Below are 16,401 nucleotides of genomic sequence, written 5' to 3'. Positions count from 1 at the left end.
ACTACCTTACTGGTTTGGAATCGGACCTCCGGCGGCATGTGTCCCCGTGCTAAGGAGACGGTGCGTGGCTTTCGGTCAGGCGCGTGGCGAAACGTGGTTCAGCTCATAGCCGACCCGCGTGATGACGGCCACCGAAACCTCTGTTTTGGATCCGGCGGCCAGTTGTGGTTCGGCGCCGGAGCGGGCAAGGATGACTACCGAGTTGCTGTCCTGGCCAAAAACCTTGTCCGCTCCCACATGGTTGACCACCAGGAGATCGCAGCCCTTGCGCCTGAGCTTTGCTTCCGCGTAGGAGAGGACGTCGCTCTGGCCGTCACCGGTCTCGGCCGCGAAGCCGACAATCAGCTGGCTGCGGCGAATGGCCTGGCGTTCGGGAGCATGATCACGGAGTTCGACCAGTTCCTGGAGGATGTCCGGATTCCGGACCAGGGAAATGACGGGGTCAGCGGTGTCATCACGTTTTTTGATTTTGGTGCCGGAGATCTCCGCGGGACGGAAGTCCGCAACGGCCGCCGCCATAATCACGACGTCGGAATCCGCCGCGGCTGCCAGCATCGCCTCCCGCAATTCCAGCGCAGTCTCAACCGTGAGGACGTCGACTCCGGCCGGCGCCGGCACGTCCATGTGGGCGGCGACCAGCCGCACCGTGGCTCCGGCATTGCGGGCAGCGACAGCCAGCGCTACGCCCTGCTTGCCGGAGGATCTGTTGCCCAGGAAACGGACAGGGTCCAGCGGTTCCCGGGTTCCGCCTGCGCTTACGGTGACGGTCCGGCCGGCCAGCGGAAGCTGGTAATCGGACTGACCCTGGGCAAGCGCCATGGCGGCGTCGAAGATGGCTTCGGGCTCAGGCAGGCGGCCGGGACCGGAGTCCGTGCCGGTGAGCCGGCCGCTGGCCGGTTCCAGGACGGCCACTCCCCTGCTTCGCAGCGTTTCAACGTTGGCGCGGGTGGCGGCGTGCTGCCACATTTCTGTGTGCATGGCCGGGGCGAAAAGCACCGGGCCGCTGGCCATCAGCAACGTGTTGGTGAGGAGGTCGTTGGCCTGGCCGGTGGCCGCGCGCGCCAGCAGGTCCGCTGTCGCGGGTGCCACCACAATGAGGTCGGCCTCATGGCCAAGCCTGACGTGGTTGACCTGGTGCACGTCGTCGAAGACGCTGTTGCTGACCGGATTCCCGGACAGGGCCTCCCATGTGGCGACACCCACGAAGCGGGTGGCCGCCTCGGTGGGAATCACAGTGACATTGTGTCCGGCTTCAGTAAAAAGCCGGAGGAGCGATGCGACCTTGTAGGCCGCAATCCCTCCCCCGACTCCGAGGACTATGCGCACGTGACCTCCGTCAACAGGCAGTCTGAACTTACTCTGCGGCTTCGATCGGCGTAGAAACGAGCTTGCCTTCGTTGATTTCGCGCAGGGCGATCGACAGCGACTTCTCGTTCAGCTTGGTGTCGACCAGGGGGCCGACGTACTCGAACAGGCCCTCGTGCAGCTGGGCGTAGTAAGCGTTGATCTGACGTGCACGCTTGGCACCGAAGATCACCAGGCCGTACTTGGAATCAGCTGCCTTCAGCAGCTCGTCGATCGGAGGGTTGATGATGCCTTCAAGGTTCGTGGACACGAATTCTCCAAATTCTAACGGGCCGATCCGACCCTGCGTCTAGTGCGGGTGCGGGGTCAGCCCCATGAGTGAAACAAGCTCGTCCGCTGCGCGTCGAACGTCATCATTGATGACGGTGTGGTCGAACTCCGGCTCAGCGGCAAGTTCCAGTTTAGCGGTTTCCAGACGGCGCTGCTGTTCCTGCGCTGTTTCCGTGCCGCGACCCACCAGCCGGCGGACCATTTCTTCCCAGGTGGGCGGTGCCAGGAATACAAACTGGGCGTCCGGAACGGCCTCTTTGACCTGTCGCGCACCCTGGAGATCGATCTCCAGGAGGACGGACCGGCCGGCGGCGATGGCATGGTCCACGGAACTCCGCAGCGTGCCGTAGGTGTTTTGGCCGTGGACTACTGCCCACTCCAGGAACTCGCCGGCCGCAATGAGCGACTCAAACTCTTCCCTGGACTTGAAGAAGTAGTGGACGCCATCGTGCTCACCGGGCCGCGGAGCGCGGGTGGTGGCCGATACGGAAAGCCAGACTTCGGGGTAGTTATCCCGGATGTAGGTGGACACGGTGCCTTTGCCAACAGCCGTCGGACCGGCGAGGACTGTCAGTCCCGGTTTCTTGCTCACGTATTCCTTTGCGGCGGAGTTTGGGTTCGGGCGCCTCTAGGAACGCCCTATTTCTCGTCTATAAAATCTACCAGCGCCTGGCGCTGGTGAATGCCCAGGCCGCGGAGCCGGCGGGACGCCGCGATGCCCAGCTGCTCCATAATGGCCGCAGCCCTGACTTTCCCAATGCCCGGCAGGGCCTCCAGCAGCTCCACCACCCGCATCCGGGCCAAGGCGTCATCCGCTGCGGAGGCGTCCAGGAGCGCGGCGGCCGACGTCTTGCCGTTCTTGAGGCGCTCTTTCGCGGCCGCCCGGGCGGCCCGCGCGGCGGCCGCCTTGTGCAGGGCGGCCGCGCGTTCCGAAGCGGATAAGGGTCGCAGGCTCATGGAGGACACCCCCGGATTCATCGGCTGAGTCCAAGGCGACCGCCATTGGACTTGTCCTGAAACCTACCCCTTGGCGGGCGGTGAATCAATGGACGCCGCCTTTGGGCGCCTATTCGCCGATGAGCCCAACAAGCGTGCGCAACGCAGCATTACGGAGACCTTGGGTCCCTGGACCGGCAGCCAGGATATCCCGGCTGGACGTCCCCAGGACCTGCGGGTACGCCGCCCCGAAGGTCCGGCGCAGGTCCGCAGGGGTGGCCCCCTGCGCGCCCAGTCCCGGGGCGAGGATCGGTCCGCGGACCGACGGCAGGTCCAGGTGCAGGTCAGTCAAAGCAGACCCCACGGTGGCGCCGACGACGAGTCCGACGGACCCCAGGCTGCCGGCATAACGGCCGTTCTCTGCCGCTGCCGCCTCGACGATCCGCCGGGCCACGGAGTCGGCTCCGCCCACATGCTGCACGGATGCCCCTTCCGGATTGGAGGTCAGCGCCAGGACAAATACACCGCGGCCGTTGTCCGCTGCCAGGTCAAGCGCCGGGCGGAGCGACTCAAACCCCAGGTAGGGGCTGAGGGTCACGGAGTCGGCTGCCAGGGACGAGCCGTCCCGCAGCCAGGCGTCCGCGTAGGCAGCCATCGTGGAGCCGATATCGCCCCGCTTGGCGTCAGCAATGGTGAGGACCTGTGCCTGCGCCGCCGCTACCAGGACCTCTTCAAGCACTGCCATCCCGGCCGAGCCGTGGCGCTCGTAAAGCGCCACCTGCGGCTTCACCGCGGCAGCGAGGGAACTGACGGCCTCCAGGACAGTCATCGAGAACCGCCTCAGCCCTGCGGCGTCGTCGGCCAGTCCCCACTCCTTCAGGAGTGCCGGGTGCGGGTCAATGCCCACGCACAGCGGCCCGCGGGACGCCATGGCCGCCCCGAGCCGGGAGCCGAAGGACTTCCGGCCGGCGGGGCCTGATGAGGTGGAACCGGCCTCAGGCATGCTGCGATACCGCGGACTCGGCTGCCGCGTTCTCCGCGGCTGCCTTCTGGGACGCCACCAGGGCAGCGGCGTGCTCCTGCAGGCTGGTCACTGACCACTCGTAGGTGCGCATGGCCTCGATGGCCTGCACGGCCGCGTTGAACTCGGCCACCGTGGTGATGCAGGGGATGCCGATGGAGGTCGCGGCGGCGCGCAGGGCGTAGCCGTCGCTGCGGGCTTCGCCGCCGGAGGGCGTGTTGAAGACCATGTCGATCTCGCCGGCGATGACGAGGTCTGCGATGGTGCCCTCACCTTCGGCGCTGCTGCCCTCGGCGACCTTGCGGACGGTGCTGGCCTGGATGCCGTTGCGGCGCAGGACGTCGGCGGTGCCACCGGTGGAGACGATCTCAAAGCCGAGGTCCGAAAGGCGCTTGACGGCCATGATGACCGCACGCTTGTCCCGGTTGGCCACGGAGACGAAGATCTTGCCTTCAGTGGGCAGGGCGTTGTTGGCGGCTGCCTGGCTCTTGGCGAAGGCGGTGTCAAAGTGCTTGTCGATCCCCATGACTTCGCCGGTGGACCGCATCTCCGGGCCGAGCAGCGAGTCCACAACCTTGCCTTCCGGGGTACGGAAGCGGCTGAACGGAAGCACGGCTTCCTTGACCGAGACCGGAGCGTCGAGCGGCAGCGTGGAGCCGTCGCCGGTTTCCGGCAGCATCTTGTAGGCGGTCCGGAGCTGGTGGATGGTCACGCCGGTGCCGATCAGCGCCGCGGCCTTGGCCATCTGGACTCCCGTTGCCTTGGAGACGAACGGCACGGTGCGCGAAGCACGCGGGTTCGCTTCGAGCACGTAGAGAACATCTGAGGCCAGCGCGAACTGGATGTTGATCAAGCCGCGGACGCCCACACCCTCGGCGATGGCGCGGGTTGCTGTGCGGACACGTTCAATCACGTTGTTGCCCAGGGTGATGGGAGGCAGGACACACGCGGAGTCGCCGGAGTGGATTCCGGCCTCCTCGATGTGTTCCATGATGCCGCCCAGGTACATGTCGGTACCGTCGAAGAGCGCGTCAACGTCGATTTCGACGGCGTCCTCCAGGAACCGGTCGATCAGCACCGGGTGGTCCGGGGTGATTTCCGTGGCGTTGGCGATGTACCGGGAAAGGTTCGGCTCGTCGTAGACGATTTCCATGCCACGGCCGCCGAGCACGTAGGAAGGGCGGACCAGGACGGGGTAGCCGATCTCGTCGGCGATCTTCTTGGCGTCGTCGAAGGACACCGCGGTGCCGTTCTTCGGGGCGATCAGCCCGGCGTTGTCGAGCACGCGGGAGAACTCGCCGCGGTGCTCGGCAAGGTCGATCGCTTCCGGGGACGTGCCCAGGATGGGGACGCCGGCGTCGGCCAGCTGCTGTGCCAGCTTCAGAGGGGTCTGGCCGCCGAGCTGCACAAAGACGCCCATTACGCCGCCGGTGCGTTCCTCGGCAGCGATGACCTCGAGGACGTCCTCCAGCGTCAGCGGCTCGAAGTACAGGCGGGTGGAGACGTCGTAGTCGGTGGAGACCGTCTCCGGGTTGCAGTTAACCATCACGGTCTCGTAACCGGCCTTGCGCAGCGCCATGGAGGCATGGACGCACGAGTAATCGAATTCGATGCCCTGCCCGATGCGGTTGGGGCCGGAGCCGAGGATCAGGATGGACGGTTTGGAGTGCAGCGCAATCTCGTCCTCCTCGTCGTATGACGAGTAGTGGTACGGAGTGTAGGCGGCGAACTCGGCGGCGCAGGTATCCACGGTCTTGTAGACCGGACGGATCCCGAGGGCCTGCCGGACACCGCGGACCACGGCTTCGGAGTTGTGCGTGAGGGAACCGATCTGCTCGTCCGAGAAGCCGTGGCGCTTGGCGCGCTTGAGCATCTCCACGGTCAGGGACCCGGCTTTGCGGATCTCGTGCGATATCTCGTTAAGCAACTGGAGCTGGTCCAGGTACCATGGGTCGATCTTGGTGGCTTCGAACAGCTGTTCCACGGTGGCGCCGCCGAGCAGGGCACGCTGGACCTGGTGCAGGCGTTCCGTGGTGGGCCGTTTGGCCTTCTCGATCAGCTCCGGGACTTCCCATTCCGGAACGGAGCTGAAGTCCAGCTGCGAGCCCTTCTGCTCCAGGGAGCGGAGGGCCTTCTGCAGTGCCTCGGTGAAGTTGCGGCCCATGGCCATGGCTTCGCCCACGGACTTCATGGTGGTGGTGAGGGTGTCGTCGGCGGCCGGGAACTTCTCGAAGGCGAAGCGCGGAACCTTGACCACCACGTAGTCCAGGGTGGGTTCGAACGACGCCGGGGTTTTCTGCGTGATGTCGTTCGGGATCTCGTCCAGCGTGTAGCCGAGGGAGAGCTTGGTGGCGATCTTGGCGATGGCGAAGCCCGTGGCCTTGGACGCCAGGGCGGAGGACCGGGACACGCGCGGGTTCATCTCGATGACCACTACCCGGCCGGTGTCCGGCTCGATGGCGAACTGGATGTTGCAGCCGCCGGTGTCCACGCCCACCTCACGGATGACGGCGATCGAGATATCGCGCAGCCGCTGGTATTCGCGGTCCGTCAGGGTCAGTGCCGGTGCCACGGTGATGGAGTCGCCGGTGTGCACGCCCACGGGGTCGAAGTTCTCGATGGAGCAGACCACCACGACGTTGTCGTTTTTGTCGCGCATCATCTCAAGCTCGTATTCCTTCCAGCCGAGGATGCTTTCTTCGAGCAGCACTTCGGTGGTGGGGCTGTACTGCAGGCCCTGGCCGACGATGCGACGCAGGTCATTTTCGTTGTACGCGAGGCCGGAGCCCAGGCCGCCCATGGTGAAAGAGGGCCTGACCACCATCGGGTAGCCAAGGTCCTCGGCGGCTGTGAACGCCTCGTCCAAGGAGTGGATGATGTGGCTGCGGGCCGATTCGGCGCCGCAGCGTTCCACGACGCCCTTGAACTTTTCGCGGTCCTCGCCGAGCTCGATGGCGGCGATGTTCGCGCCGATGAGCTCCACGTTGTACTTTGCCAGCACGCCGTTCTTGTCCAGCGCGATGGCCGTGTTCAGCGCAGTCTGCCCGCCGAGGGTGGGCAGGATGGCGTCCGGGCGTTCCTTGGCGATGATCTTCTCCACCACCTCAGGGGTGATGGGCTCGATGTAGGTGGCATCTGCGAACTCGGGGTCCGTCATGATGGTGGCCGGGTTCGAGTTCACCAGGATGACCCGCAGGCCCTCCTCCTTGAGGACACGCAGTGCCTGGGTGCCGGAGTAATCGAACTCCGCGGCCTGGCCGATGACGATCGGGCCGGAACCGATGACCAGGACGCTCTTAAGGTCAGTTCTCTTGGGCATTACTTCTTGTCCTCAGTCTTGGAATCGGTGGTGTTCTTGGTGCCGGCTGCTTTGGTGACGGCCATCAGATCGATGAAACGGTCAAACAGGTAGGCGGCGTCGTGCGGGCCGGCTGCGGCTTCCGGGTGGTACTGCACTGAGAAGGCGGGGATGTCCAGGCACGCAAGGCCTTCGACGACGTCGTCATTGAGGCTGATGTGGCTGACCTCGACCCGACCGTAGCGCTCCTCGGGAGCCTGGGTGGCGCCGTCGAGCGGTGCGTCCACGGCGAAGCCGTGGTTCTGCGAGGTGATCTCCACCTTGCCGGTGCGGCGGTCCAGGACGGGCTGGTTAATGCCGCGGTGGCCGTAGCGGAGCTTGTAGGTGCCGAAACCCAGGGCACGTCCCAGGATCTGGTTGCCGAAGCAGATGCCGAAGTACGGCAGCTTCTCGTCCAGGACGGAGCGCAGCAGCTTGACCTGGGCGTCTGCCGTGGCGGGATCGCCCGGGCCGTTGGACATAAAGAAGCCGTCAGGGTTGACGGCCTTGACGTCCTCGAGGGTGGAGGTTGCCGGCAGGACATGCACCCGGACGCCGCGCTCGGCGAAGCGGATGGGGGTCATGGCCTTGATACCGAGGTCGATCGCGGCAATGCTGAAGCGCGGCTCGCCGTCCCAGCCATGGTCCTTGGGGTCCACTACGTAGGCTTCGCTGACGCTTACTTCCTCGGCCAGGCGGGCGCCTTCCATCGGGGCGCTGGCCAGGACCGCGTCAACGAGTTCCTTGTCCGCGGCCTTCGCGGCTGCACCCGAGAAGATGCCGGCGCGCATGGTCTTGTGCTCGCGCAGGTGGCGGGTGATGGCGCGGGTGTCGACGCCCTGGATGCCCACGATCCCCTGCTCGATGAGTTCCTCGTCCAGGGAGCGTTCGGAGCGCCAGTTGGAGGGGCGGCGGGCCGCGTCGCGGACGATGTAGCCGGCCACCCAGATGCGCCGGGATTCTGCGTCCTCGTTGTTCACACCGGTGTTGCCGATGTGCGGCGCGGTCTGCACCACCAGCTGGCGGGCGTAGGAGGGGTCGGTGATGGTTTCCTGATAGCCGGTCATGCCGGTGGCAAACACAGCCTCGCCCAGGGCAGTGCCCTGCGCGCCGTAGCTGGTGCCGCGGAACATGCGGCCGTCCTCCAGGACGAATACCGCCGGGGTGGGAACTGCGGTGGAAAGGGCTGCTGGTGCCGCAGTCTTTGCTTGTGCTGTAGCTGTTTCTGTCACTGTCTTACTTTCCACTCTGGGGATCCTGGGAATGTTCCTGGGGGGCTGCGGCGATCAATTGCTGAAGGGAGTCATAGAGGGCGTCTTTGTCGGCGGCCCGGCGGGTACGGAAGCCGGTGTCGAGTTCGTGCGTTCCGAGGTCCCAGGTGAGGACCAGGAGGCCGTCCTTTTCCACGAACTTGCCGGCCATACCGCTTTCCTGCCGGATGGCGGTGAGGCTTCCTGCCGGGATGTAGAGCGCCGGGGCACCGGTTCTGTCGAAGAGGACGCCGTGCGGGTACACGCTGAGCACGGCATTGGTCCGGATGCCAAGCCTGTGCACCGTGATCCGGTCCAGCCAGTCTCCCGCGGTGGTGGACGCAACGTACTGGCCGTCGGCCCCGGCGAGCGGCACGCCGGGCGCCTCTGGCACGTCGGGCAACCGGCCGACGTCGGCCTGCCGCCTGAGTCGGTTACGCCAGCCTACCCAGATCATCAGCAGGACGACGGCGATAAGCACCGTTGTGATGATGCCGGTAAGTAGTTTGGTGTCCATCAGGAGGCGCCTGCCGCGGACGCCGCCGATTCGCGGTACGGCGTGTTGAGCTTGCCGTCCAGGACGGTGGGGTGGCCCTTGTAGAAGGTGGCCACTACCTTGCCCGGCAGCTCCAGGCCGGCGAACGGGGAGTTGCGGCCCATGGTTGCCATCTTGGCAGGGTCAACGGTCCAGCGTGCCGCCGGGTCCACCAGGATGATGTTGGCGGGTTCGCCGGCGTCCAATGGACGGCCCTGGTCAGTCATCCGGCCGATCTGCGCCGCTGCGGTGGAGGTTACGCGGGCGAAATCGGCCCAGGTCATGAGGCCGGTTTCGATCATGGTGTGCTGGACCACGGACAAGGCTGTTTCCAGCCCGGTCATGCCCATCGCGGCCTGCGCCCACTCGCATTCCTTGTGCTCGCTCGGGTGCGGGGCGTGGTCGGTGCCCACCACGTCAATGGTGCCGTCGGCCAGGCCGGCGCGCAGTGCCTGCACATCGGCGTCGGTCCGCAGCGGCGGGTTGACCTTGTACACAGGGTTGTAGCTGCGGACCAGGTCGTCGGTGAGCAGGAGGTGGTGCGGGGTGACTTCGGCGGTGACGTTGATTCCGCGTTCCTTGGCCCAGCGGATGATCTCCACGGAGCCGGCGGTGGAGACGTGGCAGACGTGAAGACGGGAATCCACGTGCTGCGCCAGCAGGACGTCACGGGCGATGATGCTCTCCTCGGCCACCGCCGGCCAGCCGGTGAGTCCCAGGACGGCGGAGACGGCGCCCTCATTCATCTGGGCTCCGGCGGTAAGGCGGGGTTCCTGCGCGTGCTGGGCCACCACGCCGTCGAACGCTTTGACGTACTCCAGGGCGCGGCGCATCAGCACGGGATCGTGGACGCAGATGCCGTCGTCGGAGAACATGCGGACCTGGGCGCGGGAATCTGCCATGGCGCCGAGTTCGGCTAGCTGCTCGCCGGCCAGGCCGACGGTCACGGCGCCGACGGGACGGACGTCCACCCAGCCGGCCGCGCGGCCCAGGCTGTGGACCTGTTCCACCACACCGGCGGTATCCGCCACCGGATTGCTGTTGGCCATGGCATGGACCGCCGTGAAGCCGCCCAGGGCGGCGGCGCGGGTGCCGGTCTCTACGGTTTCGGCATCTTCGCGGCCGGGTTCGCGCAGGTGTGTGTGCACGTCCACCATGCCGGGCAGTGCCACCAGGCCGGCGGCTTCGATGACGGTGGCACCGTCCGCGTCCTTGTGGGTGGCAGCGGCTGCTCCCCGTGCGGCGATGACGCCGTCACTGATGAGCAGGTCCTCGGCCCCGGCGCCCAGGATCGATGCACCGCGGATCAGGTAGGTTCCGTTGTTCTCTGCCATCAGTTGCTCTCCTTGGTGGAATGGGCGGCGTTGGAACGCGCTGCATTAATGTGGGCTGCGCCAGCTGTGACGGCTGGTTCGCGGGTATCCCCGGAGAGCAGCAGATAGAGGGTGGCCATCCGGACCGAGACGCCGTTGCGTACCTGTGCAAGGACGGTGGAACGGGGCGAGTCAGCGGCGGCGGAAGAGATCTCCAGGCCACGGTTCATGGGTCCGGGATGCATGATGATGGTGTCCTTCAGTCCCAGGCTGTCCAGGGCCCGGAGCCGGTTGTCATCAAAGCCCCAGCGGCGCGAGTATTCGCGGGTGGAGGGGAAGAACGAGGCGTTCATCCGCTCGCCCTGCACGCGCAGCATCATCACGGCGTCCACACCCTGCGCCAGGGTGTCGTCCATGTTGTAGCTGACCTTGCACGGCCAGTGTTCGACGCCGATGGGCAGCAGGGTGGGTGGTGCCACGAGGGTGACGTCGGCTCCGAGGGTGCGCAGCAGCCAAACGTTGGAGCGGGCCACGCGGGAGTGCAGGACATCCCCGGCGATGGCTACCCGCATGCCTTTGAGGTCTGCCCCGATGGACGAGGAGCCCGCCAGTTTTGACCAGTGCCGGCGCATGGTGAAGGCGTCCAGGAGTGCCTGCGTGGGGTGTTCGTGGGTGCCGTCGCCGGCATTGATGACGGCGGCGTCGATCCAGTCGGTCGCGGCGAGCCGGTGCGGCGCGCCCGAGGCCCAGTGCCGGATCACGACGGCGTCCGCGCCCATGGCTGCCAGCGTCTGGGCTGTGTCCTTGAGGGACTCGCCCTTGGAGACGGAGGAGCCTTTCGCGGCGAAGTTGATGACGTCGGCGGACAGCCTCTTGGCGGCCGCTTCGAAGGAGATCCGCGTGCGCGTTGAGTCTTCGAAGAAGAGGTTCACCACGGTGCGGCCGCGCAGGGCCGGGAGCTTCTTGACTTCGCGGTCCCCGACGGCAGCCATTTCTTCTGCAGTGTCGAGGATGCGGATGGCGTTGGCCACGCTGAGGTCTTCAGTGGAGAGGAGGTGTTTCACGCGCCGCCCTCGATAACTACTTCGTTGACTACGGAACCGTCGGCGGCAGTGTCGGTTTCCTCAAGGCGGACCCGGACCTTCTCGGCGGACGAGGTAGGCAGGTTTTTTCCCACGTGGTCGGCCCTGATGGGCAGCTCACGGTGGCCGCGGTCGATCAGCACAGCGAGCCGGACGATCCGCGGACGGCCGAGGTCGATGATGGCGTCAAGGGCGGCACGGATGGTGCGGCCGGAATACAGGACATCATCGATGAGCACCACAACCTTGTTATCGATTCCCGTGCGCGGGAGCTGTGTGGGGTACGGCGGTCTGGTGGGCTGGTGGGAAAGGTCATCGCGGAACATGGTGACGTCCAGCTGCCCGACAATGGCGGTGGCGTCCACGGTGGGATCGGCGGCGGCAATCTTGTGTGCGAGGCGGACGGCCAGCGGGTAACCACGGCGCGGGATGCCCAGCAGGACCAGGTCCTTGGACCCTTTGTTAGCCTCAAGGATCTCATGGGCGATTCGAGTGAGTGCACGGTCAATGTCCGCCTGGTTGAGGACAACCCTGGCTGGAACCGGTGCGTTTGTGACAGAAGTCAAACTCTCGTCTCCCCTTTCCCCGCCTCACGGGACGGAATTAAAAAAGGATCATTTGCGTTTCAAAATTACCACATCGGCAGGGGCATCATAGGCTTCGAGTATGTCCAAGCACCCCCATCAGCCGGGTTCCGGCCACGCAGGCGGGCGGGCCGGTCCACGGGATCCCTTCCCCAGGCAGGCCAACCCCAGTTGGATGGGCCGGGTGGAACCGGAATACTACCGCCCGGCGCCCGGAACCAACGCAGCTGCCCTGCCGCCCCTGGGGCCTCTGCCAGCAAGTCTGGCGGGCAGGATGGCGGTCCGGCGATCCACCGGCCTCCTGGCATTGACCGTGGGGGGCGCCGCCCTCGTCTTTCTCAGCCTGTTCCTGGTGGTGCCGTTTCTGCTCGCCAACACCGGCGTGGGCGGATTCATGGTGGGGTTTGTCCTGTCACTGATTCCGCTGTCCGCAGTGCTCCTGGCTGTTTACCTGATCGACCGGTGGGAACCTGAACCCAAGCGGCTCCTGCTCTTCGCGTTTACGTGGGGCGCGGCCGTGTCCATCGCCGTCACACTGCTGATCCAGCCGTTCTTTGCCCTGACCTTCCAGTTCAGCGACGTGGCGGACTTCCGGACGTTTATGGCCACCGTCCAGGCGCCCGTGGTGGAGGAGTTCGCCAAGTCACTGGGCCTGCTCCTGATCCTGCTGCTGGCACGCAAACACTTCGACGGCCCGGTGGACGGTGTGGTGTTCGCCTTCACCATCGCCGGCGGCTTCGCCTTCACCGAAAACATCCTCTACTTTGGCCGGGCCATCGCAGAATCCGCCAACCCCGGAACGGACCTGGCCCAGGTCTTCCTGCTCCGTGGGGTGATGTCCCCGTTCGCGCATGCCATCTTCACCGGAACCACCGGGCTCATCATGGGTTTCGCCTCCCGCCGCTGGCACTCCGGAGCCTCCGTGCTGGCCTTTGTGATCGGACTGATCCCGGCCATGCTGCTGCACAACCGGTGGAACAGCATGGCCGCCGAATTCCTGGCGGAGTACATCCTGATCCAGGTGCCCATCTTTGTGCTGGCCGTTGTGGGGATCATCCTGCTCCGTGTGGCAGAGAACCGGCTGACCCGCCAACGCTTGATGGAATATTCCGCGGCCGGATGGTTCAGCCCAGCCGAGGTGGAACTGTTGGCCACACCACGAGGCAGACGTACCGCGCTGCAGTGGGCCGCCGGCTACAACCGCCGTCCGGAGATGAAGGCCTTCCTGCACTCCGCCACCCGGCTCGCCTTCACCAGGCAGCGCATCCTCAGTGGTCGCGATGTCCGGCTTCACCAGTTGGAGGAACAGCAGCAGCTGCAAAGGATTCTGGCCCTGCGCGGCGCCGTCGCCGGCTGACGCAGAAGGGACCGGCACCACCGTTTGGGTGGTGCCGGTCCCTTCCGTCACAACGTGCTCTTCAGGCGGGTCCTGCTCAGGCGAGCAGCGAGGGCTTCAGCTGCTGCAGCCGGCCGAGGAGGCCGTTAATGAACGACGGCGATTCATCCGTTGAGAGCGTCTTGGACAGCGCCACTGCCTCACTGACCGCGACGCCGTCGGGAACGTCATCGTTGTACAGCAGTTCCCAGGTGCCGATCCGCAGGATAATAAGGTCCACCGAAGGCATACGTTCCAAAGTCCAACCCTGCGAGTAGGTCTCCAGGAATTCGTCAATGGCGGTCTGCTGAGAGACGACGCCCTCCACGATTTCGAGGGTGTACGGGTTCACGATCTGGTCAGTCAGTTCGCGCCGGGACCTGAGTACATCAAAAGCGGAAACCGAGCGCTGCTCAGCTTCGAAAAGAACGTCCAGTGCCCTGTTACGGGCCTTACCGCGTGCGCTCACTACTCGCTGACCCGGCCAAGGTAGCTGCCGTCGCGAGTATCGACCTTGACCTTGGTGTTGTTTTCGACGAACAGCGGAACCTGGATCTCGTAGCCCGTTTCCAGTGTTGCGGGCTTGGTGCCGGCGGACGAGCGGTCGCCTTGCAGGCCAGGCTCGGTGTACGTGATTTCCAGGACAACACTGGGCGGGAGCTCAATGTACAGCGGGTTGCCTTCGTGGATGGCGATGTTCACCATCTGGTTCTCCAGCATGAAGTTGGTGGCGTCGCCAACAGTGGCGCCGGAGACCGTGAGCTGGTCGAAGTCCGAGGTGTCCATAAACACGAAGTCGGCGCCGTCCTGGTACAGGTACTGGTAGTCGCGGCGGTCAACCGTGGCGGTCTCGATCTTAAGGCCGGCGTTGAACGTCTTGTCTACAACTTTGCCGGACATCACGTTCCGCATCTTGGTCCGCACAAACGCGCCACCTTTGCCGGGCTTGACGTGCTGGAATTCGATAATGTTCCAGAGCTGGCCCTCGAGCTTAAGGACCGTTCCGTTCTTGATGTCGTTAGTGGTTGCCACTGGTATCCTCTGGTTTCTATCTGTCTGGTCAGTTGTCAGACGTTCTATGCCGGCCAGGCTTGCCGAACGGCCCGCCAGCGCGTGTTTATCAAAAATCCAAGAACCATTCTACCGGTAAAACCAGGGCGGCTCGCGTCAGGTCTTTCCCGGCCACCCGCCCCGGAACGTGACAGGTCTGTCAGCAGGCAAGATCCAGTACATCGCGCGCCCGCTGAAGCGCCACGGCGGACGAGTAAATCTGTGCGGCATCAGCCGATTGCGCAACCCGCAGATCCAGTGCGCGGGAAAAGGCCTCCACCGCGGCGGACGTGTGTCCGGCGGCGTACTGGGTCTTGCCCAGGTGTTGCAGGACCACGGCTTCACGGTCTGTTCCGTGGAACTCCGCGAGCAGCTGGCGGAACAAGTCAAGGGCGCGGTCCGTGCGGTGCGTGACGCGCAGCACCTCAGCTTCGAACGTGCGAAGACGAAAGGACTCGGGGTCTTTAAAGCGGGCCTCAGCGAGCAGCTCGGCCGCCTCCGCAGCATGTCCCTCCACGATCAGGACGAAGATGTGATCCGACGGGTCCGTGGACGCCGCCAGGGCCTCGCGGCAGGCATCCTCGTTGACGATCTCCGGCAGCAGTGACTCCGGACTGATCCTGACTCCGGGGAAGCCAGCCTCGGGCCAGTCGCTGGTGCCCGCCACATCGCCCTGCATCAGGACGCGATTTCCTGGTAGGCCGCGAAGAGCAGGGATGTGTCCGGGACATCCAGAATGCCCGGCTTGGCGATCCCGTCCAGAACCACAAAGCGCAGGAGGTCCCCGCGTGATTTCTTGTCCCGCCGCATGCCGTCCAGCAGTCCCTGCCAGCGGTCGCGCCGGTACGTCACGGGGAGGCCCAGGGTTTCCAGGATGCTGCGGTGGCGGTCGGCGTCGGCGTCGCTGAGCCGGCCGACGCTGCGGGCAAGTTCAGCGGCGAACATCATGCCCACCGATACAGCCGCGCCGTGGCGCCAGGAGTACCGCTCCACGAGTTCAATGGCATGGGCCAGGGTGTGGCCGTAGTTCAGGATTTCGCGCAGCCCCGATTCCTTGAGATCTTCCGAGACGACGTCGGCCTTGACCGCGATGGCGCGTTCAATGAGCTCCCGCAGGGTGTGCGAGCCGGGATCGGTGGCCGCCGCAGGGTCCTTTTCGATCAGGTCAAGGATGGCCGGATCTGCGATGAAGCCGCATTTAATGACTTCAGCCATGCCCGAAATGATTTCGTTCCTGGGCAACGTGTTCAGCGTGTCCAGGTCCACCAGCACGCCGGCCGGCGGGTGGAAGGAGCCCACGAGGTTCTTGCCCTCTGCGGTGTTGATGCCGGTCTTGCCGCCCACGGAGGCATCCACCATGCCCAACAGGCTGGTGGGCATGTGGATGACCTTGACGCCGCGGAGCCAGGTAGCCGCCACAAAACCGGCCAGGTCTGTAACGGCCCCGCCGCCCACTGCCACGATGGCGTCGGAACGCGTGAAGTCGTTTTGGCCCAGGACCTGCCAACAGAAAGCAGCAACCTGGATGTGCTTGCCCTCCTCGGCGTCCGGGATTTCCGCCGTCAGCGAGGTGAAACCAGCTGCAGCGAGTTCGTCGCGGACAGTGTCGCCCGTGAGCCGCAGCGCACGGGGATGGATAACCAGCACACGCCGGACCCGCTCCCCCAGCAACGCCGGAAGGTTCCCCAGCAGACCGCGGCCAACTACGACGTCGTAATTCTGCCCGGCGGATTCGCCGGTAACCTTGATGACTGTTGAATCAACGCTCAATTTTCAACTTTCTGTTTGGCGGCCGCGTGGTCACGCAGTGCAACTTCGAGCCGGTGTCCCAGCTCGCTGACCGAGCCATGGCGGACATCCACCACGAGATCGGCCAGCCGTTCGTAAACGGGTTTCCTGGCAAGAAAGAGTGCGGACCATCGGGCCATGGCATCGCCGGCGAGCAGCGGCCGGCCCGAGTTCCGGGCAACGCGGACGGCCACGGTTTCCTCATCGCATTCGAGGTACACCACAGTGCAGCGGCCCAGAAGCTGCTGCGTGCCGGAATCCAGCACTGCACCGCCACCCAGGGAAATCACGCTGGCTGAGCCTTCTGCATGTTCCACCGCGCTGGCCACGGTCCGGGCCTCAATCTCCCGGAATGCGTGCTCGCCGCGGCCGGCAAAGATGGAGGCGATACTGCCTTGGGCGTCCACGATCAGATTGTCCGTATCGACAAACGGAACGTCCAGCAGCCTGGCCAGCTCGTGGCCGATCGCGGACTTTCCCACCGCCATGGGTCCG

Annotated in this window: 17 protein-coding genes; 1 reads left to right on the top strand and 16 read right to left on the bottom strand. The window is 65.3% G+C overall.

Annotated elements, in window-relative coordinates; translation table 11 throughout:
- Nucleotides 1-75: 75 nt before the first annotated feature.
- The 11 genes from coaBC to pyrR form a co-directional block, all read right to left on the bottom strand.
- The gene (coaBC, locus tag QK290_RS10925; RefSeq protein ID WP_282330683.1) at nt 76-1,326 is read right to left on the bottom strand and encodes a bifunctional phosphopantothenoylcysteine decarboxylase/phosphopantothenate--cysteine ligase CoaBC; all 1,251 of its coding nucleotides are present in this window, start codon (nt 1,324-1,326) and stop codon (nt 76-78) included.
- A gap of 28 nt (nt 1,327-1,354) precedes the next feature.
- Entirely contained in the window at nt 1,355-1,615 is a 261-nt protein-coding gene (gene rpoZ, locus QK290_RS10920; protein WP_090581074.1) for a DNA-directed RNA polymerase subunit omega, read from the bottom strand.
- Nucleotides 1,616-1,654: 39 nt separating this feature from the next.
- Complete coding sequence (gene gmk, locus QK290_RS10915) at nt 1,655-2,227, bottom strand: guanylate kinase (RefSeq protein WP_282330682.1); 573 nt, start codon at nt 2,225-2,227, stop codon at nt 1,655-1,657.
- Nucleotides 2,228-2,274: 47 nt separating this feature from the next.
- Nucleotides 2,275-2,592 carry an integration host factor, actinobacterial type gene (mihF, locus tag QK290_RS10910; RefSeq protein ID WP_282330681.1) on the bottom strand — a complete coding sequence of 106 codons (318 nt, stop codon included), beginning with the start codon at nt 2,590-2,592 and terminating at the stop codon, nt 2,275-2,277.
- 109 nt (nt 2,593-2,701) lie between these two features.
- Nucleotides 2,702-3,574 carry an orotidine-5'-phosphate decarboxylase gene (gene pyrF / locus QK290_RS10905; RefSeq protein WP_282330680.1) on the bottom strand — a complete coding sequence of 291 codons (873 nt, stop codon included), beginning with the start codon at nt 3,572-3,574 and terminating at the stop codon, nt 2,702-2,704.
- The gene (gene carB, locus QK290_RS10900; protein WP_282330679.1) at nt 3,567-6,911 is read right to left on the bottom strand and encodes a carbamoyl-phosphate synthase large subunit; all 3,345 of its coding nucleotides are present in this window, start codon (nt 6,909-6,911) and stop codon (nt 3,567-3,569) included. Before carB ends, pyrF begins: the two co-directional genes overlap by 8 nt.
- Entirely contained in the window at nt 6,911-8,077 is a 1,167-nt protein-coding gene (gene carA / locus QK290_RS10895; RefSeq protein ID WP_282330722.1) for a glutamine-hydrolyzing carbamoyl-phosphate synthase small subunit, read from the bottom strand. The genes carB and carA overlap by 1 nt, the downstream gene beginning before the upstream one ends.
- Before the next feature lie 88 nt (nt 8,078-8,165).
- On the bottom strand, nt 8,166-8,696 hold the full coding sequence (locus QK290_RS10890) for a hypothetical protein (RefSeq protein ID WP_282330678.1): 531 nt from the start codon (nt 8,694-8,696) through the stop codon (nt 8,166-8,168).
- Nucleotides 8,696-10,048, bottom strand: a complete 1,353-nt coding sequence (locus QK290_RS10885) for a dihydroorotase (RefSeq protein WP_282330677.1) — start codon at nt 10,046-10,048, stop codon at nt 8,696-8,698. The genes QK290_RS10890 and QK290_RS10885 overlap by 1 nt, the downstream gene beginning before the upstream one ends.
- Complete coding sequence (locus QK290_RS10880) at nt 10,048-11,091, bottom strand: aspartate carbamoyltransferase catalytic subunit (protein ID WP_282330676.1); 1,044 nt, start codon at nt 11,089-11,091, stop codon at nt 10,048-10,050. Before QK290_RS10880 ends, QK290_RS10885 begins: the two co-directional genes overlap by 1 nt.
- Nucleotides 11,088-11,675 (bottom strand): bifunctional pyr operon transcriptional regulator/uracil phosphoribosyltransferase PyrR, encoded by a 588-nt coding sequence (pyrR, locus tag QK290_RS10875; RefSeq protein ID WP_056340241.1) that lies wholly within the window; start codon nt 11,673-11,675, stop codon nt 11,088-11,090. The genes QK290_RS10880 and pyrR overlap by 4 nt, the downstream gene beginning before the upstream one ends.
- 100 nt (nt 11,676-11,775) lie before the next feature.
- Here pyrR and QK290_RS10870 point away from each other — a divergent pair, with 100 nt between their 5' ends.
- On the top strand, nt 11,776-13,050 hold the full coding sequence (locus tag QK290_RS10870) for a PrsW family intramembrane metalloprotease (protein WP_282330675.1): 1,275 nt from the start codon (nt 11,776-11,778) through the stop codon (nt 13,048-13,050).
- Between the two features lie 76 nt (nt 13,051-13,126).
- On the opposite strand, the gene nusB is transcribed toward QK290_RS10870, so the two are convergent.
- From nusB to QK290_RS10845, 5 genes are all read right to left on the bottom strand, one after another.
- Entirely contained in the window at nt 13,127-13,537 is a 411-nt protein-coding gene (nusB, locus tag QK290_RS10865) for a transcription antitermination factor NusB (RefSeq protein ID WP_282330674.1), read from the bottom strand.
- A complete protein-coding gene (efp, locus tag QK290_RS10860; RefSeq protein WP_056340266.1) occupies nt 13,537-14,100 on the bottom strand; it encodes an elongation factor P in 564 nt (187 codons plus the stop codon). The genes nusB and efp overlap by 1 nt, the downstream gene beginning before the upstream one ends.
- A 178-nt stretch (nt 14,101-14,278) precedes the next feature.
- Nucleotides 14,279-14,797 (bottom strand): tetratricopeptide repeat protein, encoded by a 519-nt coding sequence (locus QK290_RS10855; protein ID WP_282330673.1) that lies wholly within the window; start codon nt 14,795-14,797, stop codon nt 14,279-14,281.
- Nucleotides 14,797-15,888: a 3-dehydroquinate synthase gene (gene aroB / locus QK290_RS10850; protein ID WP_282330672.1), complete on the bottom strand. Its 1,092-nt coding sequence runs from the start codon at nt 15,886-15,888 to the stop codon at nt 14,797-14,799. The genes QK290_RS10855 and aroB overlap by 1 nt, the downstream gene beginning before the upstream one ends.
- The gene (locus QK290_RS10845) at nt 15,885-16,394 is read right to left on the bottom strand and encodes a shikimate kinase (RefSeq protein ID WP_282330721.1); all 510 of its coding nucleotides are present in this window, start codon (nt 16,392-16,394) and stop codon (nt 15,885-15,887) included. The genes aroB and QK290_RS10845 overlap by 4 nt, the downstream gene beginning before the upstream one ends.
- Nucleotides 16,395-16,401 lie beyond the last annotated feature (7 nt).

Origin of the sequence: Pseudarthrobacter sp. AL07, assembly GCF_029960665.1 — a bacterium.
Taxonomy (GTDB): domain Bacteria; phylum Actinomycetota; class Actinomycetes; order Actinomycetales; family Micrococcaceae; genus Arthrobacter.
Note: the sequence above shows the minus strand (reverse complement) of the source record. Positions and strands in the feature narration are given on the sequence as shown.